Here is a 25679-nt window from a genome sequence, read left to right on the forward strand (position 1 = left end):
CGCCGTCGGGGCGTGGCACCCGCCTGTCACGCCTCGGCGGCGAACACCACCTGGTAGCCACTGGCCCGCAGCGCGCTGATCAACGTGTCGGAGTGCTCCACACCACGGGTCTCCACCGACAGCGCCACCTCCACCTCGCCGAGGCCGAGGTGCGGGTTGGCCCGCTGGTGTTCCACGTCCACCACGTTGGCCCGGTGCTCGGCGATCTGACTGAGCAGTGACGCGAGCTGCCCGGGCCGGTCCGTACAGCGCACGGTCACCCGCAGGTAGCGGCCGGCCGCGGCGAGACCGTGCTCGATCACCCGCATCATCAGCAGGGGATCGATGTTGCCGCCGGAGAGGACCGCGACCACCGGCGTCTCCACCTCCACCACACCGGCCAGGAGCGCGGCCACGCCGACCGCCCCGGCCGGTTCGACGACCTGCTTGCCGCGCTCCAGCAGCATCAGCAGGGCCCGCGAGATGTCCTCCTCGGAGACCGTGACGATCTCGTCGACGAGCTTGCGGACATGGTTGAAGGTGATCTCCCCCGGCCGTCCGACCGCGATGCCGTCCGCGATGGTGGCGAACGCCGGCAGCCGGACCGGCTCGCCGGCCACCAGGGAGGGCGGGAAGGCCGCCGCGCCCGCCGCCTGCACCCCGATGATGCGTACGTCCGGCCGGAGCGCCTTGGCGGCCACGGCCATACCCGAGATCAGGCCGCCGCCGCCCACCCCCGTGATGATCGTCCGCACGTCGGGGCACTGGTCGAGGATCTCCAGGGCGACCGTGCCCTGCCCGGCGATCACGTCCCGGTGGTCGAACGGGTGGATGAGCACCGCGCCGGTCCGCTCGGCGTACGTCTGCGCGGCCACCAGCGACTCGTCGACGGTGTTGCCGGCCAGCTCGACCTGTGCGCCGTACCCCTTGGTGGCCGCGACCTTCGGCAGCGGCGCGTTGATCGGCATGAAGACCGTCGCGTGCGTGCCGACCAGCCCGGCGGCGAGCGCCACGCCCTGGGCGTGGTTGCCGGCGCTCGCCGCGACCACGCCACGCTCACGCTCCGCCGCCGACAGCCGGGAGATCCGCACGTACGCGCCGCGCACCTTGTACGAGCCGGCGCGCTGCACGTTCTCGCACTTGAGCCACGTCGGCCCGCCCAGCGCCGCGCTCAGCGGCCGGGAGGGCTCCAGCGGGGTGGTCCGGACGACGTCGGCCAGCAGTTTCCGCGCAGCCCGTACGTCGTCGAGGCCGACCAGTTCCGTCATGCCCCGATCGTGCCATCCGACTCCGGCTACTCCGTCGGCGACACCGGGGTGGGCGACGACGGCGCCTGCGGGGCCCCGGCAGCGGGCGGCGTGGACTGGGTCGCCGGGGCGGCGACGGCGACCGGGGAGGGCTGCGCCGGCACGACCGGCGGGGCAGGCGGCCATGCTTGTGCTGGCCAGACCGGGGCGGTCGGCCACGCCGGGGCGGCGCGGGCGATCCGGGCCTCCTGGGCCGCGGAGATCCGGTGGATCAGCAGGATCAGGGTCACCGCCGCGACCGCGCAGCCCAGCGCCGGCAGGGCGTTGCGGAGCAGCGAGTCCCGGTAGTGGTCGACGTACGCCTGGTAGCCCACGTCGTTGAACGGGGTCTCCGGCAGCTTCGCGTACGCCCTGTCGTCGAGGCGGCTGCTCAGCCGCTCGCCGATGCTGAACACCAGCCAGGAGCACCACCAGACGCTCACGAGGGTGGGCGTGAACCGCCGCCAGAGGCTGTCCCGCGCCACGCTCGCCACGACCCGGGCCGGCACCACGAAGTTCGCGAACGGCACCAGCCAGCCGGCGATCGCCCAGCCCGCTCCGAGGGTGGGCAGTGCGCCGGGGAAGGCATCGGTGTTCTTGCGCGCCCGCCAGGTCCAGATGATCACCAGGACGGCGGCGGTGAGGTAGACCACGGCCATGATGAGCGCCACCAGGACGTTGATGATCACCACACCGAGGAGCAGGTCCGGATCGTCGTTGGCCATGGCCCGCCGGGCCAGCGCCATCCCGATCAGCGGGGACAGCGCCACCACCAGGTAGAGCACGGCGGTCGCGCCGACGGCGACGCTGGCCGCCAGCCCGATCCCCCGTACGCGGTAGGTCGCCAGCCCCGGCGTGACCGCCGGCTGGCCGAGCGGCGTGTAGCAACGCGGGCATTCGTTGTGCTCGGAGGACGTGGCGTCTCCGCAGGTCTGGCAGCGCATTGGTGTCCCCCGTGGTTCGCGCGACGGTGCGCGCACACGCTAGACGATCATGCGCTGGCCGGCGACCCCGTTCCGACGAGGGGATAGCCGGGGGCGTGGCGCGACCACGGGGCGGTCATCTCGAACTGACCGGCCACGCCGAGCAGCAGCAGCTCCGAACCGGGCGGACCGACGATCTGCACGGCGACCGGCAGCCCGTCCGGGCGGCGTCCCACCGGCACGACGATCGCCGGCAGGCCGGCGACGTTCCACGGCGCGGCGTACGGGGCGTACCTGATGTTGGCCGACAGGTTCGCCCGCCAGGACCGCTCCGACCAGCGGCCGGCCTCCGGCGGCGCGCTCGCCAGGGCGGGCGTGAGCAGCAGGTCGACGGAGTGGTCGGTGAAGAAGTCGACGGACCGCTGCCGCCAGGCGGCCCGGTCGGCCTCCCGGACGTAGCCGCGCCGCTGTGCCCACTCGCCCAGCGCGACGTGCCGCCGGGTACGGCGTTGCAGGCCGCGCCGGTCCAGCCCGGCGGCCCGGACGTCGGCGGCTGCCGCGGCGAACCAGGTGGCGAGGCCCTGCAGGCCCAGGGCGGTGGGGTAGACCGGATCGGCCGGTACGGTGTCGTGCCCGGCGGCGGCGAGCAGCCGACCGGCGGCGGCCACCGCGTCCCGGTTGGGCTCGTCCGGCGAGACTCCACGCACCGGCGAGCGCAGCGAGACACCGACACGCAGCCGCTGCGGCGGGACCAGTTTCTCGGGGCGTCGGCCGGCGAGCACCGAGAAGCCGACGGCGGCGTCGGCGACCGTGCTGGCGAGCATCCCGTGCTCGGTGAGACCGAACCAGTCGTCCGCGCCGAGCTGGCAGGGCACCACACCGCGACCGGGTTTGAGACCGACCAGGCCGCAGCAGGCCGCCGGGATGCGGATCGAGCCGAGGCCGTCGTTGCCGTGCGCGATCGGCACCAGGCCAGCGGCGACCGCGGCGGCCGCGCCGCCCGACGAACCGCCGGGGGTACGCGTGTTGTCCCACGGGTTGCGCGTCACCGCGCTGTCGTCGTCGGTGAGCGCCCAGAGCCCCAGCTCGGGCATCCGGGTGACCCCGAGGATCACCGCGCCGGCGCCACGCAGCCGCCGGACGACCTCGTGGTCGGCCTCCGCGACCTCGGTCCGCGCGGCGGCCGACCCGTTCCAGGTGGGCAGGCCGGCGACCGGGGTGTTCTCCTTGACGGCCACCGGCACCCCGGCCAGGGGGAGGTTGGCCAGGTCCTCCTGCTCGTCGACCTTTTCCGCCTCGGTGATCGCCTCGCCGCCGCGAACGGCGCGGAACGCGGCCAGTTCGCGGTCGGCGGAGGCGATGTACTCGAGGTGGTCGGCGACGACCTGGGTGGCCGAGACGTCACCCCGCCGTACGCCCCGGGCGATCTGCTTGGCGGTCGCCCCGACCCAGGTCGCCATGATGTCCTGCACGGCCGTCCTCCCCAGCGGTCAGCCCAGCGCCTGCTCCAGATCGGCGAGCAGGTCGTCGACCGTCTCGATGCCGACAGACAGTCGCACGAGATCGCCGGGAACTTCAAGCGGCGAGCCGGCAGCACTTGCGTGTGTCATCCGACCCGGGTGCTCGATCAGCGACTCGACACCGCCCAGCGACTCGGCGAGCACGAAGAGCTTGGACCGGTTGCAGATCTCGACGGCGTGGTCCTCGCCGCCGGCCGCCCGGAACGAGATCATGCCGCCGAACCGGCGCATCTGCTTGGCCGCCACCTCGTGGCCAGGGTGCGAGGGCAGCCCGGGGTAGATCACCTCGGACACCTTGGCGTGCCCGTCGAGGTACGCGGCGAGGCGCTCGGCGTTGTCGCAGTGCCGGTCCATGCGTACCCCGAGGGTCTTGATGCCGCGCAGGGTGAGCCACGCGTCGAACGGGCCGTTGATCGCGCCCATCGCGTTCTGGTGGTAGCGCAGCTCCTCGCCGAGCGCGGCGTCGGCGACGACGAGCGCGCCGCCCACCACGTCCGAGTGCCCGCCGATGTACTTCGTGGTGGAGTGCACGACGACGTCGGCGCCGTACGCGATCGGCTGCTGGAGGTACGGCGAGGCGAAGGTGTTGTCGACCACGAGCAGCGCACCGGCGTCGTGCGCCACAGCGGCCAGGACCGCGATGTCGGCGATGCCGAGCAGCGGGTTCGTCGGCGTCTCCACCCAGATGATCTTCGTCCGACCGGGCTGCACGGCGGCCCGGACCGCGGCCGGGTCGGAGACCTTGGCTGGCGTGAACTCCAGCCCCCAGCGCTGGGCCACCCGGGCGAAGAGCCGGTAGGTGCCGCCGTACGCGTCGTCCGGAATGATCACGTGGTCGCCCGGCTGGCACACCGCCCGCAGCAGGGTGTCCTCGGCGGCCAGGCCACTGGCGAAGGCGAGACCCACCGGCCCGCCCTCCAACGCGGCCAGGCACTCCTGGAGGGCGTCGCGGGTCGGGTTGCCGGAGCGGCTGTACTCGTAGCCGAGCCGGGGCGCGCCGACGGCATCCTGGGCGTACGTGCTGGTCTGGTAGATCGGCGGGATCACCGCGCCGGTCCGGGCCTCAGGGTCCTGACCGGCGTGAATGGCGAGCGTCTCGAAGCCGTGACTCATTCTGGTGAGGCTAGTGCCCCGCCCCGCCGACCTGGCACGGAACCCGCGCTCCGGGGCGGGGGGTCGGACCGTCCGGCCCGACCCCCCGCTCCGATTCAGCGCCGGGAACGGCCCTCAGGCGGCCGGGACGGGCAGGACGTGCAGGGTGACCGGGTGGGTTCCGGTCCAGTCGTAGGAGACCGCGTAGAGCCGGGCGCCGTTCGGGGCCCAGGCCAGCGCGCCGGGGCTGAGCTCGTCGCCCAGCTCGAAGTGGGCCAGCTCGGTGCCGCCCGTGGAGAAGACGAACACGTCCGGGTCGTAGGAGGCGTCCGCACCGCCGGCGATCCGGGTGCCGTCGCGCGAGACCTCGACAGCATTGGGGTACGCGCCGGTGCGGTAGGTCGCCGACGGGGTGGTGATGTCGGCGAACGGGAACGCCTGCACCTCGTACGGGGCGCCGGACGCGGTGAACACGGTGGCGCCGGTCGGGTCGAGGGCGATGTCCCGCAGGTTGCTGCCGATCGCCATGAACTCGTTGGTGCCGGGCGCGCTCAGCGCACCCCCCGCGCCGATCGTGTACGTGTACACCGACGCGGGGCTCAGGCCGGGCTGCCCGGCCAGCAGCACCGAACGGTTCTGGCTGGCGGCGGTCAGCAACGGAGCGCCGTAGAAACCACTACCGGTGTCCAGACCCGTGGTCACCCGCGCCGGCTGGCGACCCAGGTCGATCCGGCCGATGTTGCCGTCCCAACCGCCACAGCCGTACCCGAACCACAGGTACCGACCGGTCAGCGCCAGCGACGAGGGGCACTCGCCCGCGCCGGTGTCGTACCGGGCCGACTCGACGAGCGTGCCGGTGTCGAAGGCGGCGATGGCGTTGGCGGTCGGCAGCGCCACGTAGAGGGTCTGCCGGTCGGCACTGAGCAGCAGGTCGGACGGGCCGGGCAGGCCGGACAGGGTGCCCACGACCGCACCCGTCGCGCTGGCCACCACGACGTCGGTCGAGGACGGACCGCCGCTGACGAAGACCCGGTCACCGGCCGAGACCACGTCGGCCACCGCCGGCAACGACAGCGGAGTGGCCGTCGGCGCGGGGGCGGCCTGGGCAGGGCCCGGGAGACCGGCGGTGAGCAACCCGGCGGCCAGTACGGCCAGTGCCAGGGTCGTGCTTCTCTTGTTATGCACGTGCGTTCCCCCCATGTATTGATCCAGACTCGTAAATGAGTACCACAGTCGATGCGTACGTGGGGGGCACGTCACCGCAGATGGGCGCTATAGCCTGGCGCGATGAGCGGGTGTGTGTTCTGCGGGATCGTGTCGGGTGACGTTCCGGCGTTCCGGGTCGCCGACGAGCCGGACGGGGTGGCGTTCCTGGACACCCGCCCGGTCTTCGCGGGACACGTGCTGGTGGTGCCCCGGACGCACCTGGTGACCCTGGCCGAACTACCGGCCGACCTGCTGCCCGGCTACTTCGCGCTGGTCCAGCGGCTGGCCGTGGCGGTGGAGGCCGGTCTGGGAGCCGGTGGCACGTTCGTGGCGATGAACAACCGGGTGTCCCAGTCCGTCCCCCATCTGCACACCCACGTGGTCCCCCGTACCAAGGGTGACGGGCTGCGTGGCTTCTTCTGGCCGCGCACCCGGTACGCCGACGACGCCGAGGCACAGACCTACGCCGACCGGATCGCCACCGCCCTCGACGGCGGGGCCTGAGTCACAGTGGCGCGGGTAAGGAAGCAGAACCCACCGGTGTTACACGCTGGGAGACGCATGAGAGGAGTCCCACCGTGTTCCTGCGCCGTATGAACGCCGAGATGATCACGCCCGAGCAGGCCCTGCCGGGCCGCCCCATCTCGATGCCGGTCGCCGACCGCCACGAGGTTCTGGGCACCCCGCTGAAGGGTCCGTTCCCGGAGGGCCTCCAGGTGGCCGTCTTCGGCATGGGCTGCTTCTGGGGCGCCGAGCGGCTGTTCTGGACGCTGCCCGGCGTGTACACGACCTCCGCCGGCTACGCGGGCGGCTTCACCACCAACCCGACGTACGAGGAGACGTGTTCCGGCCGCACCGGGCACGCCGAGGTCGTCCAGGTGGTGTACGACCCCAGCAAGATCACGTACGAGGACCTGCTCAAGGTCTTCTGGGAGAACCACGACCCGACCCAGGGCATGCGCCAGGGCAACGACGTGGGCACCCAGTACCGGTCGGCGATCTACACGACCACCGACGAGCAGCGGGCCATCGCGGAGTCTTCGCGGGACGCCTTCCAGCCGATCGTAACCCGGGCCGGCAAGGGTGAGATCACCACCGAGATCGCCCCGCTCGGCAGCTACTTCTTCGCCGAGGACTACCACCAGCAGTACCTGGCGCCGACCAAGAACCCGAACGGGTACTGCAACCACGGCCCGAACGGGATGAGCTGCCCGGTCGGCGTGGCCCGTACCGCCGGCTGAGTGCGGGCGTTAGCCTGATTCGGACGTGAGGAGGGCACGATGAGCGGCGACAGCGCGATCCGTCCAGACGGTTACGCCAAGCCGGTTGTCGTGCCCGAGACTTTGGATGATCTGCGCGGCCCCACCACCGGCATGGTGGAGCTGCCACGCCACCTGAAGTGGTCGGGCAACCCCCGGTACGACCTTTCGCAACCCGGACGCCTGAGCGACCTCTACCGGACTGTCCTGAACGAGGCGGCGAGCCCGCAGGACCTGCACAGTTACCTCAGCCGCGATCCGCTGATCCGGCTGTGGCCAGCCATGTGGCTGCCCCGAGCGGTGCGTCGCGCGTGGGAAGAGCGCTTCCCGGAACTTCGTCTCGTTCCTCACCGCGCCGCGTAATCTGATGCTGCCCAACCACATCAAGATCACCAAGATAGCTCTCGACGCGGCCGGTCGCTTCGGTTTCGCACTGGCGGGCGGCTACGCCGTAAGCGCACACGGCATGGGCTCCCGGCTCAGCGGCGATGTCGACCTGTTCACCGCCTGGTCCATGCGCGCCTCGTTTCCGGAGGCGGTCGACAATGTCGTCGTCGCCCTAGAAGGCGCGGGCTATACGGTCGAGACAGTGATCCGGAACGACACGTTCGCCCGGCTCCTCGTCGCTGGTCCTGATGATCCGGCCGCAGAGCCAGACAAAGTTGAGTTGTCGGCGGACTGGCGGGCGCATGCTCCGGTGATGTCCACTGTTGGCCCGGTTCTGCACCCCGATGATGCGGTCGCCAACAAGATGTGCGCCCTCTTCGGTCGCGCCGAAGCCCGTGACTTCCTGGACGTGGACGCCGCCTGATGAGCGGGCACTACACCAGGCACCGCCTCCTGGAGCTGGCAGCGACCGCAGACCCTGGATTCCAGCCGCACGTCTTCGCGGACGCGCTGGGGGCACTGGATCAGATCACCGACGCCGACTTCGACTGCTACGGCGTGCCCGTCGGTGACCTCCCGGCTCTGCGCGAGCGGTTCGCCCAGTGGCGCCGCGAACTGCTCGACGCGCGGTGAGATCAGCCCGGCAGGACCGCGACCCAGACAGCCGATGACGGCGCGGCCGGGCATTCCCGTTTGGCCCTGTGATCGAAATCCGTTGCCGAGCCCCTCGGGGACTCGATAGCGTGGCAGTACACGTGAAAGGAGGTGGTCCAGACTTGTATAGCAATCGGACTCGTGAGGTGGCTGTCCGCTAGCCGCTGTCCTCGACAGTGATCGTCCGCCGCGAGGCGGGCAACCAGTACGACCGTCGAGACCGTGTGGCAGCGGTGCGGCGAAAACCACGACAGCCACCCGACCCCCGGGGTGCCGGCTTAGTCCAGCCGGCCCACGCGACAGCGTGGAGCGCCCCGGGGGTCGCTTCATATCGGTGGGAGATCAGCGTGTCGATGCGCGAGCTGGTGATTCTCGGGACGGCCAGCCAGACCCCCACCCGGCAGCGCAACCACAACGGTTACGTGCTGCGCTGGGACGACGAGGTGATCCTCTTCGACCCGGGCGAGGGCAGTCAGCGCCAACTCCTGCACACCACCGTCACCGCCAGCGACCTGACCCGGATCTGTGTCACGCACTTCCACGGCGACCACTGCCTCGGTCTGCCCGGCACGATCCAGCGGCTCTCGCTGGACCGGGTACCGCATCCGGTCGCCGTGCACTTCCCGGCCGGCGGCGCCGAGTACTTCGCCCGGCTGCGGCACGCCACCTCCTTCTATGAGAGCGCCGAACTGGCGGTAACCCCCATCGGGACCGACGGGCAACGGATCGCCCTGCGCTGCGGAACGCTGGAGGCCCGCCGGCTGCGGCACCCGATCGAGACGTACGGCTATCGGCTCGTCGAGCCGGACGGCTACCGGATGCTGCCGGAGCGGCTGGCCTCGTACGGCATCGCCGGCCCGGCCGTCGGCGAGCTGATCCGCGTCGGCCACCTGGACCTCGACGGGCATCGCGTCACGCGGGACGAGGTGAGCGAGCCCCGACCGGGGCAGCGGTTCGCCTTCGTCATGGACACCGGCCTCTGCGACGGCGTGTACGCCCTGGCCGAGCACGCCGACCTGCTGGTCATCGAATCGACGTTCCTGGAGTCGGAGGCCGCGTTGGCCGCCGAGGTCGGCCATCTGACCGCGGCGCAGGCCGCGCGGGTGGCGACCGAGTCGGGGGTACGCACGCTGGTGCTGACGCACTTCTCCCAGCGCTATCCCGACCCGCGCCGGTTCCATGACGAGGCTCGCGCGCACTTCGACGGCGATCTGGTCGTGGCCGAGGATCTGACCACCGTGCAGGTCCCGCCGCGCCGGGTAGCCTCGGCCGGGTGACTGTCACGCTCCGCCCCGCCACCGATCACGACCTGATGGGGGTCGGTGCCCTGCACCAGCGGTCCCGGGTCGCCGCGTACTCCTCGTTCCTGCCGGCCGAGGCGCTGGCCGAACCGACCGGGGAGGCGATGGGACGGTACTGGGTCGAGCGGTGGAACTGGGAGCGCGACACCCACCGGCTGATCGTGGCGGAGCGCGTCGGCGCGCTCGTCGGGTTCAGCTACGTGGGGCCGGACGACGAGGACGACCCGACGACCGGACTGCTCAACGCGATCCACCTGGATCCGGCCGAGCAGGGGCGGGGCGTCGGTCGCGCGTTGATGGTGGACGCGCTCGACGCCATGCGTGACCGCGGCTGGAGTCGTGCGGTGCTGTGGGTGCTGCGGGAGAACGCCCACGCCCGCGCGTTCTACGAGCGCGGCGGCTGGACCCCGACCGGCGCGGAGCGCGAGGAGCACATGGGCGCCGCCCTCACGCCTCAACTCCGCTACACCCGTCCCCTCTGAGCACCGCCCGGCAGCGGACCGACCGCCCTCAGCGCGGCTCGGCAACGGCCGATCCGGACACCCCACCCACCTCACCCAGAGCCTTTGCTCTGCTTCAGCGGAGGCAACAGTGACCGGGCGTTTGTGTTGCCTGGGTTGAAGCAGAGCAAAGGACGCGCGGGGTGTCCTGCGCCCCCGCAGGGGACAGCCTGCGGGGGGCAGCCTGCGGGGGCATGCGGGGGCAGGAGCAGCTAGTGGGCCCCGAGGTGGGACAGGAGGTCCTGGCGGGTCAGGACGCCCTTGGGCTTGCCGTCGACCAGGACGAGGGCGGCGTCGGACTTCTCCAGCAGGCCCACGGCCTCGCTGACCGGCTGGCCACCACCGATCATCGGCAGCGGGTCACCCATGTGCCGCTCGATGGTGTCGTGCAGGTGAGCCTGGCCGGTGAACAGCGCGTCGAGCAGGTCCCGCTCGGCGATCGAGCCGGCGACCTCGCCGGTCACGACCGGCGGCTCGGCCTTGAGCACCGGCAGCTGCGAGACGCCGTACTCACGCATGTAGTCGATCGCGTCACGGACCGTCTCGGTCGGGTGCACGTGCACCAACTCGGGCAGGCCGCCCGGCTTGCTGGCCAGCGCGTCGGCCACGGTGGGTTCGGCGCCGGAGTTGTCGAGGAAGCCGTACCGGGCCATCCACGAGTCGTTGAAGATCTTCGAGAGGTAGCCCCGGCCGCCGTCCGGCAGCAGCACCACCACGACGTCGTCCGGGGCAGCCCGGCGCGCCACCTCCAGCGCGGCGACCACGGCCATCCCGCAGGAGCCGCCGACCAGCAGCCCCTCCTCGCGGGCCAGCCGCCGGGTCATCTCGAACGACGCCTTGTCGGACACCTCGATGATCTCGTCGGCGACGCCCCGGTCGTACGTCTCGGGCCAGAAGTCCTCGCCGACGCCCTCCACCAGGTACGGCCGGCCGGTGCCGCCGGAGTAGACCGAACCCTCCGGGTCGGCGCCCACGATCTTCACCCGGCCGTCGGAGGCCTCCTTGAGGTACCGCCCGATGCCGGAGATCGTGCCGCCGGTGCCAACGCCCGCCACGAAGTGGGTGAGCCCGCCCTCGGTCTGCTTCCACAGCTCCGGACCGGTGGTCTCGTAGTGCGAGCGCGGGTTCGCCGGGTTGCTGTACTGGTCGGGCTTCCACGCGCCGGGGATCTCGCGGGTCAGCCGGTCGGACACGTTGTAGTACGAGCGCGGGTCCTCCGGGGCGACCGCCGTCGGGCAGACCACCACCTCGGCGCCGTACGCCCGCAGCACGTCCTGCTTGTCCTGGCTGACCTTGTCGGGGCAGACGAAGACGCACCGGTAGCCCTTGAGCTGGGCCACCAGGGCCAGCCCGACGCCGGTGTTGCCACTGGTCGGCTCGACGATGGTGCCGCCGGGCTTGAGCAGGCCGGCCGCCTCGGCGTCCTCGACCATGCGCAGCGCGATCCGGTCCTTCACCGAGCCGCCCGGGTTGACGTACTCCACCTTGGCGAGCACGGTGGCCTGGATGCCCTCGGTGACGCTCCGCAGGCGGACCAGCGGAGTGTTGCCGATCATGTCGACGACGTTGTCGTAGTACTGCACGGTGTGCCCTTCGTTGCGGCGCCGGCGACGGCGGCCGGGCAGACGTATCCTCGCCGCCCAGCGTACGTGCCGTCAGTGCACCAGACCCCCGGGGATGACCGAGCTGCGCCGGGCCTCCCACTCCAGGAAGCGGTCCGTCTCGGAGAGCACGCTGCCCGCCAGCCAGGTGACCATGACGGCGTCGTCGGCCAGCCCGAAGATCGCCAGCGGGATCTCCGGCAGGAAGTCGATGGGCGAGACGATGTACGCCGTGGCCGCCGTCATGAGGGCCAGCCGGAGGCCACCGTCGTACTCGCCCCTGGTGGTGGCCCGGATCATCCGGGGCACCGCCGCCAACCGGGCGCCGAGCGACGGTCCGCCCCGCGCCCCCGCCATCAGTGCCCGCGCCAGGGCCGCGAACGCCGCGCTGCGCTTCAGTGTCTTCCCCATCGTCGCGCTCCTCTCCGCCGGATCAGCGTGGCGGGTCGGCGCAAGTCGGCCGGCCTCCACCGGACAGGTACCCCGTCGCGTCGGTTTCCAGGCATCCGCGAGCCGTGACGACGACAGCGGTGTGTCGGGCCGGCGCGATAATGTCGGCATATGGGGGTGGCTGGTTCTGTCGTACCCGTTGGTCCGCGCTGGCGGCAGGCCTGGCGGATCGCCCGACTGGCGGCGATCGGCACGGGCGCCACCGCAGCGGCCGCGATGGCGACCGGCGGCGTGCTGCTCGGCCAGGCCCGCCAGGCCCGGCGCACCATTCCGATGGCCGAAGCGCCCCCGCCGCGCTGCGACGGGATGTACGGCGCGAAGTTCCCCGGCCCCGCGCTCACCATGGTCGTGCTCGGTGACTCGTCGGCGGCCGGCTACGGGGTGCACCGCAGCCGGGAGACACCCGGAGCGCTGCTCGCCACCGGCCTCTCCCGGCGGCTGCACCGGCCGGTGCTGCTGCGCCGGTTCGCGGTGGTCGGGGCCATCTCCGCGGCCCTGCGTCACCAGGTGGAGGCGGCGCTCGAGTGCTCCCCGGACATCGCGGTGATCCTCATCGGCGGCAACGACATCACCAACCGCACCCCGCGTGGCCTGGCCGTGCGTTACCTGGTCGAGGCGGTCCGCTCGCTGCGCGACGCCGGCTGCGAGGTGGTCGTCGGCACCTGCCCCGACCTCGGCGCGATCCGGCCGATCCAGCCACCGCTGCGCTGGCTGGCGCACCGGTGGAGTCGCCAGCTCGCCGCCGCGCAGACGGTGGCCGTGGTCGAGGCGGGCGGCGCGACGGTGTCCCTGGGCGACCTGCTCGGCCCGCGGTTCGCGGCCGAGCCGCTGCGGATGTTCGCCTGGGACCGATTCCACCCCTCCGCCGAGGGGTACGCCATGGCCGCCGCCGCCCTGCTGCCGACGATGTTGTCCGCGCTCGGTGCGGGGCACGAACGACGGGTTACACCGGCGCGGGGCGAGGGCGTACGGTCGCTGCCAGAGGCCGCGCAGGAGGCGGCCCGGCACGCCGGCACCGAGGTCAGCGGCGCCCAGGTCCGGGGCCGCGACCGGGGGCCGGCCGGCCGGTGGGCGCAGTTGCGTCGCCGGGCGTTCTTCGGTGTGCACGCGGTGCCGCAGGCAGGCTCCGCGGACACCTCGACAGTGGAGGGACTGGCATGAACGAGCGCAGCGAGCGAGGCGTGACCACCGGCTTCCCCGGCCGGCTGGGTCGGGCGGCGGCGCTCTCGCTGCTGGCCGGCACGGTGGGCGGCGCCGCCGTCCTGGCCAGCGAGGCGTTCGTCGCGCGGCACCGGCGCTACGCCCAGCCGGAGCTGGGGCTGGCCCTGCGCGCCACGATCGGCCGGGCCGACGCCACGCCGCTGCGTCTGGTGCTGCTCGGTGACTCGTCGGCGCTGGGTGTCGGCGTCGACCGCCTCGACGACACCATCGGCGGGCAGTTGGCCAACCTGCTCGCGGAGGGGCCGTCCGGCCGCCGGGTTCACCTGTCCAGCGTCGGCGTCTCGGGCTCCCGCTCCACCGACCTGACCACCCAGGTCGCCCGGGCCCTGCTCGGCGACCGGCCCGACGTGGCGCTGATCCTGATCGGCGCGAACGACGCCACCGGGCTGCGCCGGCCCGGCGACGCGTCCGCGTACCTGGGGGCGGCGGTGCACCGGCTGCGGGAGGCGCGCGTCGAGGTGGTGGTGGGCACCTGCCCCGACCTCGGGGCCGTCCGCGCCATCGCGCCGCCGCTGCGGCAGCTCGTCGGCTGGTCCGGTCGGAGGATGGCCCGCGCGCAGACCACGGCGGTGCTGGAGGCGGGCGGAACGGTGGTCGACCTGGCCACCGAGACCGGTCCGGTGTTCCGAGCCGACGCGGGCACGCTGTGCCACGACGGTTTCCACCCGTCGGCCGACGGCTATCGGGTGTGGGCGCACGCCCTGCTACCGGCCATCGTGGCCGCCGCGGCAGTCGCCTCCCGGCGCTGACGCAGGTCGCTTCCCGGCGGTGACGAACGCCCGGCGAGGGTGACATTTCCCGCCGCGCCCGCTTCTTCCGCGCCATGTTACCGGCGGGTTAACGTTGGCCCATGCCGATTGAGTCGTCCCGCGACGCCGTCATCGTCGCTACCGCCCGCTCCCCCATCGGCCGGGCCCACAAGGGGTCCCTGCGCGATGTCCGCTCCGACGACCTCGCCGCGACCATCGTCCAGGCCGCTCTGGACAAGATCCCCCAGCTCGACGCGAGCACCATCGACGACATCTACCTCGGGTGCGGCCTGCCCGGCGGTGAACAGGGCTTCAACATGGCCCGGGTGGTGGCCACCCTGCTCGGCCTGGACACCGTGCCCGGCGCGACGCTGACCCGCTACTGCGCCTCGTCGTTGCAGACCACGCGGATGGCCCTGCACGCGATCCGCGCCGGGGAGGGCGACGTGTTCGTCTCCGCCGGGGTCGAGATGGTCTCCCGGTACGCGCGCGGCAGCTCCGACGGTCTGCCGCCGGAGGCGCAGGCGCTGGTCGGCGGCGGCTGGGAGAACCCGCGCTTCGCGTCCGCCGCCGAACGCTCCAAGCGCCGCGCCCAGGGCGGCGCCGAGGTGTGGACCGACCCGCGCGACAGCGGCGACCTGCCGGACATCTACCTGACCATGGGGCAGACCGCGGAGAACCTGGCCCAGGTGTACGACGTGACCCGCGCCGACATGGACGAGTTCGGCGTACGCAGCCAGAACCTCGCCGAGAAGGCCATCGCCGACGGTTTCTGGGCACGGGAGATCACCCCGGTCACCACGCCTGACGGCACCGTGGTGAGCACCGACGACGGTCCCCGACCCGGCGTCACCCTCGACGCGGTCGCCGGGCTGAAGCCGGTGTTCCGCCCCGACGGCCGGATCACCGCGGGCAACTGCTGCCCCCTCAACGACGGTGCTGCCGCCGTCGTCATCATGAGCGCCCAGCGGGCCGAGGAGCTGGGTCTGACCCCGCTGGCCCGGATCGTCTCCACCGGCGTGACCGCGCTGTCGCCGGAGATCATGGGCCTCGGACCGGTCGAGGCGTCCCGGCAGGCACTGCGCCGGGCCGGCATGACCATCGACGACGTCGACCTGGTCGAGATCAACGAGGCGTTCGCCGCCCAGGTCATCCCCTCCTACCGCCAGTTGGGCATCCCGGAGGAGAAGCTGAACGTGATGGGCGGCGCGATCGCGGTCGGCCACCCGTTCGGCATGACCGGCGCCCGGATCACCGGCACCCTGCTCAACGCCCTCGAATGGCACGACAAGACGATCGGTCTGGAGACCATGTGCGTCGGCGGCGGCCAGGGCATGGCCATGGTGCTCGAGCGGCTCAGCTGACGGTTCGAGCGCGTCGGGCGGCAGGGCGTGCCCGGTGGCTCAGAGAGCGTTGCGGGTCGCCGTCACCTCGGCGGCGGCCCGCGCCAGCACCTCGGCGTCGGCCCCGGCGGCGAGCAGGTCGGCCGTCACCACCCGCAGTTGGTCGGGCAGCGCCAGGTCGTTGTCGAGCCGGGGCACGGTGCGACGTGGTTGCCCCTCGGCGTCGGCCGCGAGGTTGGCGACCTCCTGCACCAGACGGTGCACCAGGTCGGCGCGGGGCACGTTGCCGATGGTCGCGGTCGCGGCCCAGCGCGGCTGTTCCCAGTGCCCGACCTGGCCGACCAGCGACCGCACGGCCTGCTCCAACTCCGCTACGCTCACCGCGCCGAGTCTACGGCCGTCCGGCGTGACGCCGGTCAGCGGCGCAGGTAGCTGAGCAGCCGCAGCAACTGCCAGTAGAGGAACACCAGGCCGGTCAGCAGACCGAACGCGCTCAGCCACGCGTACCGGCGTGGTCGGCCGTCGCGCACCGAACGCTCGACCAGGTCGAAGTCGAGGATGAAGCTGAACGCGCCCGCGATGATCGCCACCACCGAGAAGGCGTACGGCAACCAGCCGACCTGCCCGCTGACGCTGTAGACCGCCAACCCCGACCGGCCGGAGATCAGGTAGGAGACGAGGTTGACCACGCTCAGCACCGCGATGCCGAGGAGCGTGCCGATCACGAGCCGGGCCAGTCGGGGGGTCGCGCGGATCACCCGGGCCCGGTACAACGCGGCCATGCCGAGGAACACACCGAACGTGCCGGCCACCGCCTGCACGACGATCCCCGGGTAGACCTGTTCGAAGGCCCGGCTGGCCACCCCGAGCAGCAGCCCCTGGAGCAGCGCGTAGCCGATGATCGGCACCGGATTGGTGATCCCCCGCAGCGAGATGACCAGGACCAGCACGATAGAGGCCAGGGCGGTGCCGGCCAGGGCCGCGCCCAACCACACCGCGTCGGGCACCACCGCCCAGGACACCGCGGCGGTCGCGCCGGTGAGCACGAGCAGTCCGACGGTACGCACCACGACGTCGTCGACCGTCATCGGCTCGACGTCGCGGGAGCTGACCACCCGGGACTCCAACCGGCCGGTCTCGTCCAGCCGGTTGAGCACCGGGTTGTCGCTGCGCACCGTCGCCTCCTTCGCCCGTACCCCCAGGAGATTCACTCTGCCCCGGACGGCCCGGCGGTGGCGGCGAAACGGCGCGGACGACGGCGCCCGCCCCCGCGGGAAGCGGGAGCGGGCGCCGGTCAGCGGTGCGGACGAGGTCAGTCGTCGCCCTGGAAGTAGCTCAGCAGGCGCAGGATCTCGATGTAGAGCCAGACCAGGCTGACCAGGATGCCGAACGCGGCCACCCAGGAGTAGCGCTGGGGCAGGCCCATCCGGACGCCGTCCTCGATCTCCTTGAAGCTGAGCACGAAGCTCAGCGACGCGACCACGATGCAGACGAGGCTGAAGCCGATCGCGAGCGGGCTGCCGTCCCGCAGACCGGTGTTGACGCCGAACAGCGCCAGCACCAGGTTGATCAGCATCACCGCGGCGAGGCCGATGATGGCCGTCGACACGATCTTCACGAACATCGGGGTGGCCCGGATGATCTTCGCCTTGTAGACCATCGTCATCACGAAGAAGATGCCGAAGCTCGCCACGGCGGCCTGGAGCACGATGCCGTCGTAGAAGGTCTCGAACGCCTTGCTGACCATGCCGACGAAGACGCCCTCGACCACCGCGTACGCGATGACCAGCGCCGGGTTGGCCATCCGGGAGAACGAGATGATCAAGCCCAGGACCAGGCCGACGACCGCCGCGCCGATCCAGGCGGTGCTGACCAGCGCGTCGGGCACAAGCACCCAGGCGGCTGCGGCGGTGATGCCGAGGATGCCGAACAGGGCGACCGTCTTGACGACCACGTCGTCGACGGTCATCGGCGCCACGGCGGGCGGTGCGGCCGGGTAGCCGGCCTGGGACGGGTACTGCTGCGGAATGCCGGGCTGTCCGTACGGCCCGGTCGGTGCGTACCCGGCGGAGCGCTCCCGCTCGGCCGCCTGGCCGAGCCGGGCGAGCACCGGGTTCGAGGTCTTCACTGTCTGGCCTCCCTCAGGGGGTCGTTTGCACGTGAACGTGCCCCCCAAGAGTAGACTGCGCGGCCCACTCCTGGTGATCACGAATGGGAACGCGAGGCCGTGGCGGATGGTGCCCGGGGCGGGGGTCGAACCCGCATGCCTTTCGGCAGCCGCTTTTAAGGCGGCCGTGTCTGCCGTTCCACCACCCGGGCGGGTGGCACCCGCGCGTCGACACGCACGGTGCAGTGTCACCGTAGCCGGTCTGCGGCGACCCGGCGTACCCCGCCGGCTTGCCCACATTAGGGTCGATGCCGTGAGCAGCGCAGCCCCCACGGCCCCCGATGCCGCCCCTGACCAGGCGGTCCGCCTCGCCGATCCGGTCGAGCGCGCGAGCGGGGCCGTACGGCTGCGCACCGCCGTCCGCCGCCACCGGACGGATCTTCTGGTCGCCCTCGTGTGGGTGGCGCTGGCCGGTTGGCTGACCCACGGGCTGTGGCCCGACCCGGGTGGGCGCACCCTGGCACTCAACCCCGAGGACCAGACGCTCTACGAATGGTTCCTGGCCGTCGACGCACGAGCGCTGCTCGGTGACTTCCACCTGCTCACCGACCGGCTCAACGCTCCGGACGGCGTCAACCTGATGGCCAACACCACGATCATCGCGCTCGGTGTGCTCTGCGCCCCGGTGACCCTGCTGTTCGGTGCGCCCACCTCCTTCGCGCTGCTCGCCGCCGCCAACCTGGCCGGCACCGCCCTCGCCTGGTACCTGCTGTTCCACCGGACGATGCGCGTCCGCCGGCTCGCCGCCGCGGTCGGCGGCGGTCTGTGCGGCTTCGGTCCCGGCATGGTCTCGCAGACCAACAGTCACCTGCACATGACGGCGCAGTGGCTGGTGCCGGTGATCGTCTGGCTGGTGGTACGGCTGCTGCGGGCGTCCGACCCCGGCGAGGGTCGTAGCCGGCCCACCGCCCCGGACCGACGGCGGATGATCAGCTCCGCCGTCGGGCTGGCCGTCGCCGTGACCGCACAGGTCTTCATCGGCGAGGAGGTGCTCTTCCTCAGCGCCGTCACGCTGCTGGTGATGGCGATCGCCTACGCCCTCGCGGACCGGGACCTCGCCCGGAGAGCGCTGCCCGGGTTCGCTGGCGGACTGGCGATCGCCGCCGGTCTGGCGATGCTGGTGCTCGGCTACCCGCTGTGGTTCCAGTTCGCCGGACCGCAGGGTGTCGCCGACGGCATGTTCAGCCCGGCCTACTTCTCGGCCGACCTGAGCAGCTGGTGGGCGGTCTCACCGCTGTCGGTGGCCGGCAGCGACCAGGCGTCGCGACTCACCACCGGCCCGGCGGAGTACAACACCTTCCTCGGCTGGCCGCTGCTGCTCGTCACCGCCTTCTGCGCGATCTGGGCCGGGCGACGCCGGCTGATCCTGGTGTGTGTGGCGGCGGCCCTCGTGATGGGCGCTCTCTCGCTCGGCCCGGAGGTGGTGCTCGGCGGCACCCGCACCGCGCTGCCCGGCCCGTACGCCCTGCTGGCCGGCCTGCCGGTGGTGGACGGCGCGTTGCCGATGCGGTTCGGGCTGGCACTGCTGCCGATCGTCGCGACGGTGCTGACCCTCGCCGTCGACCGGGCACTGGGCAGCACCGGGCGGGCGCGTCGGCTGGTGCCGCTGGCCGTCGTCGCGGCTCTCCTGCCGATCTTCCCGACCCCGCTGCCGACCGCCGCGCGGCCCGCTCTGCCGGAGTTCGTCACCGGCGGGCACTGGCGGCAGTGTGTCGAGCCCGGTGGTGTGCTGGTCCCGGTGCCGCTGCCCACCCCCAAGGAGCCGTGGCCGATGCGCTGGGCGGCCGCCGCCGACGCCGGCTTCGGCCTGCCCGAGGGGTTCTTCATCGGCCCCTACGGGCGCGGCGGCACCGCCGCCATGGGCACCTTCAAGCAGCCCACCTCGGCCCTGCTGGCCGACGTCGCCCGCCGCGGCGACCAACCGGCCATCGGTGACGAGCAGCGCCGGCAGGCCGCGAAGGACGCGGACTTCTGGGGCGCGTCCTGCGTGGTACTGACCGACGACGCCCCGCACGCGGCGAGCCTGAAGACCACCCTGGAGCAGCTCTACGGCCCGGCGACCAGGATCGCCGACGCCTGGACCTGGAAGGTCTGACCGGACAGCACGAAAGGGCTCCTCCTTGGCAGGAGGAGCCCTTTCGGGACGATCTGGTCAGACGCGCGGAGCGCCGACCGGCTGGGACGCCTCGACGAACTCCTCACGTGGGTCGTGCAACTGGCCCAGCGCGACCACCTCACGCTTGAGGAAGAACGCCAGCGACCAGTCCACCACGACCCGGACCTTGCGGTTGAACGAGGGGATCCGGCTCATGTGGTACGTCCGGTGCATGAACCAGGCCGGCCAACCCGTCATCTTGATGCCGTACACCTGGGCGACGCCCTTGTGCAGGCCGAGGCTGGCCACGCTGCCGGCGTGCTTGTGCTTGTAGTCGACCGGCTCACGACCCCGGATCACCGCGACGATGTTGTCGGCCATCCGCGCCGCCTGACGCACCGCGTGCTGCGCGCTCGGCGAGCAGAAGTTGCCCGGCTCCTTGGTCAGGTCCGGCACGGCGGCGCAGTCACCCGCGCTCCACGCGCCCTCGATCACCCGGTCACCGTCGACCACCTGAAGGGTGGGGATGCAGGTGACCCGCCGGCGATCGTCGCGCGGGAAGTCCGTCGCGTCCAGCATCGGCGACGGCTTCACACCCGCCGTCCAGACGATGGTGTCGGACCGGAAGCTGTCGCCGTCGGAGAGCTTCACCACCCCGTCGACACAGGACTCCAGGCGGGTGTCCAGCCGGATGTCCATGTTGCGCTTCGTGAGCTGCTGCACCGTGTAGGCGCCCATGTCCCGGTCGACCTCGGGCAGCACCCGCTGGGTCGCCTCGACGAGCACCCAGCGCATGTCCTCCGGCTTCAGCTCCGGGTAGTAGCGCAGGGCGTCCCGGGCCATGTCCTCCATCTCGGCGAGCGCCTCGATGCCGGCGTACCCACCGCCGACGAACGTGAAGGTCAACGCCGAACGGCGGACCTCCGCGTCCGGAGTCGCGGCCGCGATGTCCAGCCGGTCCAGCACGTGGTTACGGAGGTAGATCGCCTCGCCGATGGTCTTGAACCCGATGCCCTGCTCGTGCAGGCCCGGAATCGGCAGCGTCCGGGACACCGAGCCCGGGGCCACGATCACGTGGTCGTACGCGATCTCCCGGGCCGGGCCGGCGATCGGCTGCACGGTCGCCACCTTGCGGTCGTGCTCGACGCGCGTGACAGTTCCCGCCACGACCGTGCACCGGCGCAGCTCGCGGCGCAGCGGCACCACGGCGTGTCGGGGGGAGATGTTCCCCGCCGCGGCCTCGGGGAGGAACGGCTGATAGGTCATGTGGGGCTGGGGGTCCACGACGATGACCTCAGCCTCACGGGAGCTGAGCTTCTTCGACAGGCGCAGGGCGGCGTAGAGACCGACGTGCCCGGCACCCACCACAAGGATCCGCTTCGGATTCACGTCGTCTATCTTTCCCCGCCCTGCTCAGGTAATCCCGCTCGCGCCCCCCATCTGTGACGGAACACAACCCCTGTGACCTGCGTAACCCTGTCGCATCACGGGTTCACCTACGCCGCAGCAGCCAACCCAGCAACGCGGCGACACCCACCGCCACCAGCAACCCGAGCACGGTGACCCACTGGTGACCGGTCTCGCCACCAATGCCCGCCACCCGCAACAGCAGCACCCCCAGCACGGCCGTACCCAACAGCACCGCGGCCACCCGCGACAACCACCGGGTGATCAGCCCCGCGTCCACCACCCCGTCGTACGGCAGCAGCGCCGCCAGCGCGCACAGGGAGTGCCCCAGGTACAGCAGCGCGGCGACGGCGAGCAACCGCCACAACGCCACCGGCCGGCCGTACCCGTCGGTCGCGAGCAGCCAGCCGCCAGCCATCACCAGCGCCGCGAACGTCGGCCACAACCGACGCGGACCCACGGCCGGCAGCAGCGCGGCCACCGCCAGGAACAGCAGCGGCCGACCGGTCAACACCTCGGCGGGAAACGCCACCGCGAAACCGGCCAGCGTCGTGACGAAGATGGCGACCCGCACCAGCAGCGGTACGGCGCTGATCCGGGTCACGGCGTCCTGAACAGCCCGAACCCGCTCCCCGATCGCGTTCACTGTGCTCCTGTCGTTCGCGACTGCGGGGCTCGCAAACCCGGCTCACTCCTCGCGCTCACCGTGCACCGACCCGCGGGGCCGTCGCCAGCCGGGCCACGTCCCGCAACACCTGGTCCAGGCTGCCCGCCCCGGCCCAGCGCACCACCGGCACACCGTGCTCCCGGAGCTGTCCGATCATCGTCTCCCGGTCCAGTCGCCACAGGCGGTACGCCACCTCGGCCCACCCCCGGTCCTTCGGCGGAGTCAGGTCGGCCGGCAACGTGTCGACCGCCACCACGAACCGGCCGGCGCGCGCCAGCCGTGCCAGCATCTGCGCCGACCGCTCGTCCAACAGCGGGGTGAGGACCACCACCAACGCGTCCGAGGAGAGCAACTGCGGGCCGAAGACCTGATCGTACGGCTCGTGCTGGGCCGCCTCGGCGCGTACGTCGAGCAGCCATTCCAGCACCGTCAGGTACTGCCGGCGGCCGGCGGCGGGCCGCAGTCGGCGGGCGCCCGGCCCGTACTCCAGCAACGACACCCGGTCGCCCCGGTGCAGGTAGTGCTCGGCGATCGCGGCCGTGGCCCGCACGGTGGTGTCCAGTACGGACGCGGCGCCGTCCACACCCCCGGAGCGGCCCGCCTCGGCGAGCACGTCGAGCAGCACCACCACCTCGGCGTCCCGGTCGGACAGTGTCGCCGCCACGTGCAACTGCCGGGCGCGCAGCGACACCCGCCAGTCGACGCGGCGGAGTCGGTCGCCCGGGGCGAAGACCCGCACTCCGGCCAGCTCACCGCCCTCTCCGGGACGGCGGGAGTGGTGCGCGCCCACCAGACCGGCGGCGCGGGGCATCGCCTCCACCGCCTCGAACGGCTCGGTACGCGGGTAGACCCGCACCCCGACCGGTTCGGTGATCACCGCCCGGGACACCAGCAGGCCACCCGCCGCGGCGACCCGCGCCCCGGCCGGGCCGACCGGGTGCCGACCCCACCGCAGAGCCCGCCCGGCCAGTTCCAGGTCCACCGCCGCGCCGCTGGGCACCGAGGTCACGAACGGCCGATCGGCGGCTGACCGTCCCCGGCCGGAGGCGGGCGAGGTGGTGGTGGCCGGCGGCGCGGTGGCGGGTTCGGCACCGGCGAAACCGGCACGGGCGATCCGCAGCCACGGCGAGACCCGCGACCGCACCACCACGAGGTCGTAGTCGACCGTGTCCGGGTTGCCGACACTCACCGCCGCCGACACGTCGCCGCCCTCGACCAGCGGGCCGTCCTCGGCACTGGTGATCCAGACCTGCGGCAGCGCGGTGGGCCGGCGACGAAGGGCGTACGCGGTGCCCAGCGCGAACGGCGCCGCCAGCACGACGAGGTCGACCCGTCCCAGCAGCACCCCTGCCACCAGCAACAGGCCGGCGAGCAGCACGGCGCGGCCGAGCGCGGGGGTGGGCGCCCAGCCGGCGCTCGACTCCGGCTCGGTGGGTCGCGGCGCGGACGCGGTCGGACCGGTCATCAGTGCCGGGGCCCGCCGGCGGCGTAGCTGGGCAGGGCACCGCTGGCCGGAGCCGGCGTCCCCTCCAACACCTCGCCGACCACGAACGCCGGGTCGACACGGCGCAGCCACATCTCGGGCCGCAGGGTGATCCGGTGGGCCAGCGCGGGCGCGGCGACCGCCTTGACGTCCTCCGGCACCACGTAGTCCCGGCCATCGAACACCGCGCGTACCCGGGACAGCAGCAGCAACGCCAACGAGCCACGCGGCGAGGCGCCGACCAGCACCGACGGGTGTTCCCGGGTGGCCGCCGTGAGCGCCACGATGTACCGGCCGATCGAGTCCTCCACCACCACGTCCTCCAGGGCGGCCTGCATGGCCCGCAGGGTGGCGGCGTCCACCACCGGTTTGATGTCCGCCTCCTCGCGGCGGCGGCCCATCCGGCGGCGCAGCACCTCCCACTCCTCCTCCTGGTGGGGGTAGCCGAAGGAGACCCGCAGCAGGAACCGGTCGAGCTGCGCCTCGGGCAGCGGATAGGTGCCCTCGTACTCGATGGGGTTGGCGGTCGCCAGCACGTGGAACGGTTCGTCCAGCTTGTACGTGACGCCCTCGACGGAGACCTGCTTCTCCTGCATGGCCTCGAGCAGCGCGGACTGGGTCTTCGGCGGCGTCCGGTTGATCTCGTCGGCGAGGAGCAGGTTGGTGAAGACCGGCCCGGCCCGGAAGGTGAAGTCGCCGTTGCGCTGGTCGTAGAGGAAGGAGCCGGTGACGTCGGCGGGGAGCAGGTCGGGGGTGAACTGGAGGCGGCGGAAGTCCAGCCCGAGCGCCTGCGCGAAGGAGCGCGCGGTCAGCGTCTTGCCGAGGCCGGGCAGATCCTCCAGGAGCACGTGCCCACCCGCCAGGATCCCGGCGAGGACCAGTTCCAACGCGTCGCGCTTGCCGACCACGACGGTGCCGACCGCGTCCAGGACGGCCCGCGCCAGGCGACCGACCTCGGCGGCGGGCATGCTCCGGTCCACGTCGTTCATCAGATCTTCTCCAGTTCGGCGACGATCACCGCGAGGTCGCGCGGCGACGGGGGGCGTCGGGGCGGGGTTTCCAGGAACGTCCACAGCCGGTCGCCCAGCAGGGCGCGGGCGCGGACCGGATCCGACTCACGGGTCACGGCGTGCTTCAGGCGGAGCCGCTCGTCGGCCAGTTCCGCGAGCCGGGGCAGGATCACCCCGGTGAAGCGTTCGGGTCGCGTGGTGGACCAGTCCAGCGGCAGTTCCCAGCCGTTGATCGCGGCGCGCAGCGCGTCCCGGGCACCCCAGTTCCAGGTGCCGTCGTCATCCTGGGCGAGCCGGGTGCGGGACCTCGCCGCGGGTGGCGGGGCGAGCGCGGCGGCGACCCGGCGTACCGCGGACACGGCGAACACCCCGGCGATCAGGATCGCCAGGGAGATCTGCAGGCCGACCGCCCGGAGACCGACGACGAGGACGGCGACCAGGGCCGCGTTGCCGAGAAGTGCCCGGAACACCCGCCCGGCCCGGCCACCGGACCCCCGGTCGTCGTGCCTCGGCCGCTCCTCCTCGAAGGTGAGCAGGTCGTCGATGCTGGCGCTGCCGCTCATGCCGGCACTCCGGGTGGGCCCGTCGTCACGATGGTGAGTTCGCCACGCAACCGCCGCAGCGCGGCACGGGCCTGGTCGCGGGTGCCCGCACCGACCTCACGCGTGGCGTACCGGGCCTCGCGGTAGACGTGCGCGAACTCGGCCAGCACGTCGGCGCTGACGATCGCCGGGACACCTGTCGACTCGTCGCCCCGCAGCAACCGGGTGACCAGGTCGGTCGGTGTGTCGCCGAGATGCCGGGGCACCCCGGCGGCGGACGCGGCCTCCTCCAGGCGTACCCAGCAGGCGATGACCGCGACCCGGGGATCGGTGGACTGGTCGTCCAGCTCCACCAGGCCGGCGTCCAGGGCGGCGACCACCTCGCGGGCCGTGCCCTCGGCCGTACGCCGGGCCCGCTGGGCCGGTAGGGCCCGCGAGGTACGACGCAGCGCGCCACGCAGCAGGATCCAGGTGAGGTAGCCGAGCACGGCGAGGATGGCCAGCCCGAGCAGGGCCATCGCCACGGTCGCGATCCACTGCGGGATGTGCGCCTGGGTGGCCTCGCCGGCGTCCCTGGGTTCGACGGGGATCGACGGCGACGGCACGTCCGTCGGATATTCCGGTACCCACGGCACGTTCTCGGCGGCCGGCGGGATCCGGCTCGCGCCGATCGACGAGTGGGCGGACGCGAGCGCGGCCGCCGCGAGCAGGGCCGCCACCACACCCACCGGCCACCAACGGCGCAGCAGGCCGAGCACCGGGCGGACCACACCCGACGCGGCGGGCGGTGACGGCGCGGGCGGGCGTGTTCCGGTCGTCATCGCCACCACCCCACGC

25 protein-coding genes, 1 tRNA gene and 1 pseudogene are annotated in these 25679 nt (G+C 72.5%); 10 read left to right on the forward strand and 17 right to left on the reverse strand.

Annotation, left to right across the window (positions count from 1 at the left end):
* Positions 1-26 precede the first annotated feature (26 nt).
* The 5 genes from ilvA to ACIA3K_RS12310 all read right to left on the reverse strand — a co-directional run bounded on the left by ilvA (position 27) and on the right by ACIA3K_RS12310 (position 5985).
* On the reverse strand, positions 27-1247 hold the full coding sequence (gene ilvA, locus ACIA3K_RS12290) for a threonine ammonia-lyase (RefSeq protein WP_396800858.1): 1221 nt from the start codon (positions 1245-1247) through the stop codon (positions 27-29).
* A 26-nt stretch (positions 1248-1273) separates the two neighbouring features.
* Entirely contained in the window at positions 1274-2209 is a 936-nt protein-coding gene (locus ACIA3K_RS12295) for a DUF4328 domain-containing protein (RefSeq protein ID WP_396800859.1), read from the reverse strand.
* 47 nt (positions 2210-2256) lie between these two features.
* Positions 2257-3648 (reverse strand): amidase, encoded by a 1392-nt coding sequence (locus tag ACIA3K_RS12300; RefSeq protein WP_396801278.1) that lies wholly within the window; start codon positions 3646-3648, stop codon positions 2257-2259.
* Between the two features lie 30 nt (positions 3649-3678).
* Complete coding sequence (locus ACIA3K_RS12305; protein WP_396800861.1) at positions 3679-4821, reverse strand: cystathionine gamma-synthase; 1143 nt, start codon at positions 4819-4821, stop codon at positions 3679-3681.
* 114 nt (positions 4822-4935) lie between these two features.
* Complete coding sequence (locus ACIA3K_RS12310) at positions 4936-5985, reverse strand: hypothetical protein (protein WP_396800863.1); 1050 nt, start codon at positions 5983-5985, stop codon at positions 4936-4938.
* A gap of 102 nt (positions 5986-6087) precedes the next feature.
* On the opposite strand from ACIA3K_RS12310, the gene ACIA3K_RS12315 reads away from it, so the two are divergent.
* From ACIA3K_RS12315 to ACIA3K_RS12340, 6 genes and pseudogenes are all read left to right on the forward strand, one after another.
* Positions 6088-6510, forward strand: coding sequence for an HIT family protein (locus ACIA3K_RS12315; RefSeq protein WP_396800864.1), 423 nt, complete (start codon positions 6088-6090; stop codon positions 6508-6510).
* A 74-nt stretch (positions 6511-6584) separates the two neighbouring features.
* Complete coding sequence (gene msrA, locus ACIA3K_RS12320) at positions 6585-7247, forward strand: peptide-methionine (S)-S-oxide reductase MsrA (protein ID WP_396800865.1); 663 nt, start codon at positions 6585-6587, stop codon at positions 7245-7247.
* Positions 7248-7286: 39 nt separating this feature from the next.
* Positions 7287-7628, forward strand: a complete 342-nt coding sequence (locus ACIA3K_RS12325; protein WP_396800867.1) for a hypothetical protein — start codon at positions 7287-7289, stop codon at positions 7626-7628.
* 4 nt (positions 7629-7632) lie between these two features.
* A pseudogene (locus ACIA3K_RS12330) lies at positions 7633-8285 on the forward strand (nucleotidyl transferase AbiEii/AbiGii toxin family protein).
* Between the two features lie 368 nt (positions 8286-8653).
* Positions 8654-9583 (forward strand): ribonuclease Z, encoded by a 930-nt coding sequence (locus tag ACIA3K_RS12335; protein WP_396800869.1) that lies wholly within the window; start codon positions 8654-8656, stop codon positions 9581-9583.
* Positions 9580-10089: a GNAT family N-acetyltransferase gene (locus ACIA3K_RS12340; RefSeq protein ID WP_396800870.1), complete on the forward strand. Its 510-nt coding sequence runs from the start codon at positions 9580-9582 to the stop codon at positions 10087-10089. The genes ACIA3K_RS12335 and ACIA3K_RS12340 overlap by 4 nt, the downstream gene beginning before the upstream one ends.
* Before the next feature lie 230 nt (positions 10090-10319).
* Here the strand turns inward: ACIA3K_RS12340 and ACIA3K_RS12345 are convergent, their stop codons facing one another.
* Entirely contained in the window at positions 10320-11690 is a 1371-nt protein-coding gene (locus ACIA3K_RS12345) for a cystathionine beta-synthase (protein WP_357130075.1), read from the reverse strand.
* A 72-nt stretch (positions 11691-11762) separates the two neighbouring features.
* Positions 11763-12119 (reverse strand): YkvA family protein, encoded by a 357-nt coding sequence (locus tag ACIA3K_RS12350; protein ID WP_396800871.1) that lies wholly within the window; start codon positions 12117-12119, stop codon positions 11763-11765.
* 150 nt (positions 12120-12269) lie between these two features.
* Between ACIA3K_RS12350 and ACIA3K_RS12355 the strand changes: the two genes are divergently transcribed.
* The 3 genes from ACIA3K_RS12355 (at position 12270) to ACIA3K_RS12365 (ending at position 15492) form a co-directional block, all read left to right on the forward strand.
* Positions 12270-13319 (forward strand): SGNH/GDSL hydrolase family protein, encoded by a 1050-nt coding sequence (locus ACIA3K_RS12355; RefSeq protein ID WP_396800872.1) that lies wholly within the window; start codon positions 12270-12272, stop codon positions 13317-13319.
* Complete coding sequence (locus ACIA3K_RS12360) at positions 13316-14128, forward strand: SGNH/GDSL hydrolase family protein (protein WP_396800874.1); 813 nt, start codon at positions 13316-13318, stop codon at positions 14126-14128. The genes ACIA3K_RS12355 and ACIA3K_RS12360 overlap by 4 nt, the downstream gene beginning before the upstream one ends.
* 101 nt (positions 14129-14229) lie before the next feature.
* Positions 14230-15492 (forward strand): acetyl-CoA C-acetyltransferase, encoded by a 1263-nt coding sequence (locus tag ACIA3K_RS12365; RefSeq protein WP_396800875.1) that lies wholly within the window; start codon positions 14230-14232, stop codon positions 15490-15492.
* A gap of 39 nt (positions 15493-15531) precedes the next feature.
* On the opposite strand, the gene ACIA3K_RS12370 is transcribed toward ACIA3K_RS12365, so the two are convergent.
* The 4 genes from ACIA3K_RS12370 to ACIA3K_RS12385 form a co-directional block, all read right to left on the reverse strand.
* Positions 15532-15852 carry a hypothetical protein gene (locus ACIA3K_RS12370; RefSeq protein ID WP_396800877.1) on the reverse strand — a complete coding sequence of 107 codons (321 nt, stop codon included), beginning with the start codon at positions 15850-15852 and terminating at the stop codon, positions 15532-15534.
* A gap of 35 nt (positions 15853-15887) precedes the next feature.
* Positions 15888-16646: a Bax inhibitor-1/YccA family protein gene (locus tag ACIA3K_RS12375; RefSeq protein ID WP_396800878.1), complete on the reverse strand. Its 759-nt coding sequence runs from the start codon at positions 16644-16646 to the stop codon at positions 15888-15890.
* A 137-nt stretch (positions 16647-16783) separates the two neighbouring features.
* Positions 16784-17599, reverse strand: a complete 816-nt coding sequence (locus ACIA3K_RS12380; RefSeq protein WP_396800879.1) for a Bax inhibitor-1/YccA family protein — start codon at positions 17597-17599, stop codon at positions 16784-16786.
* Positions 17600-17706: 107 nt separating this feature from the next.
* Positions 17707-17790, reverse strand: a tRNA-Leu gene (locus ACIA3K_RS12385).
* Between the two features lie 101 nt (positions 17791-17891).
* Between ACIA3K_RS12385 and ACIA3K_RS12390 the strand changes: the two genes are divergently transcribed.
* The gene (locus tag ACIA3K_RS12390) at positions 17892-19733 is read left to right on the forward strand and encodes a hypothetical protein (RefSeq protein WP_396800880.1); all 1842 of its coding nucleotides are present in this window, start codon (positions 17892-17894) and stop codon (positions 19731-19733) included.
* 57 nt (positions 19734-19790) lie between these two features.
* Here the strand turns inward: ACIA3K_RS12390 and ACIA3K_RS12395 are convergent, their stop codons facing one another.
* The 6 genes from ACIA3K_RS12395 to ACIA3K_RS12420 all read right to left on the reverse strand — a co-directional run bounded on the left by ACIA3K_RS12395 (position 19791) and on the right by ACIA3K_RS12420 (position 25663).
* Positions 19791-21122 (reverse strand): NAD(P)/FAD-dependent oxidoreductase, encoded by a 1332-nt coding sequence (locus ACIA3K_RS12395; protein ID WP_357130099.1) that lies wholly within the window; start codon positions 21120-21122, stop codon positions 19791-19793.
* 103 nt (positions 21123-21225) lie between these two features.
* Positions 21226-21786 carry a hypothetical protein gene (locus ACIA3K_RS12400; RefSeq protein WP_396800881.1) on the reverse strand — a complete coding sequence of 187 codons (561 nt, stop codon included), beginning with the start codon at positions 21784-21786 and terminating at the stop codon, positions 21226-21228.
* 55 nt (positions 21787-21841) lie between these two features.
* On the reverse strand, positions 21842-23272 hold the full coding sequence (locus tag ACIA3K_RS12405) for a DUF58 domain-containing protein (RefSeq protein ID WP_396800883.1): 1431 nt from the start codon (positions 23270-23272) through the stop codon (positions 21842-21844).
* On the reverse strand, positions 23272-24279 hold the full coding sequence (locus ACIA3K_RS12410) for an AAA family ATPase (RefSeq protein WP_396800884.1): 1008 nt from the start codon (positions 24277-24279) through the stop codon (positions 23272-23274). The genes ACIA3K_RS12405 and ACIA3K_RS12410 overlap by 1 nt, the downstream gene beginning before the upstream one ends.
* Positions 24279-24863, reverse strand: coding sequence for a hypothetical protein (locus ACIA3K_RS12415; protein ID WP_396800885.1), 585 nt, complete (start codon positions 24861-24863; stop codon positions 24279-24281). The genes ACIA3K_RS12410 and ACIA3K_RS12415 overlap by 1 nt, the downstream gene beginning before the upstream one ends.
* Positions 24860-25663 carry a DUF4129 domain-containing protein gene (locus ACIA3K_RS12420; RefSeq protein ID WP_396800886.1) on the reverse strand — a complete coding sequence of 268 codons (804 nt, stop codon included), beginning with the start codon at positions 25661-25663 and terminating at the stop codon, positions 24860-24862. Before ACIA3K_RS12420 ends, ACIA3K_RS12415 begins: the two co-directional genes overlap by 4 nt.
* Positions 25664-25679 lie beyond the last annotated feature (16 nt).

Origin of the sequence: Micromonospora sp. NPDC051543 (assembly GCF_044454415.1) — a bacterium.
In the GTDB taxonomy this organism is placed as follows: Bacteria; Actinomycetota; Actinomycetes; order Mycobacteriales; family Micromonosporaceae; genus Micromonospora.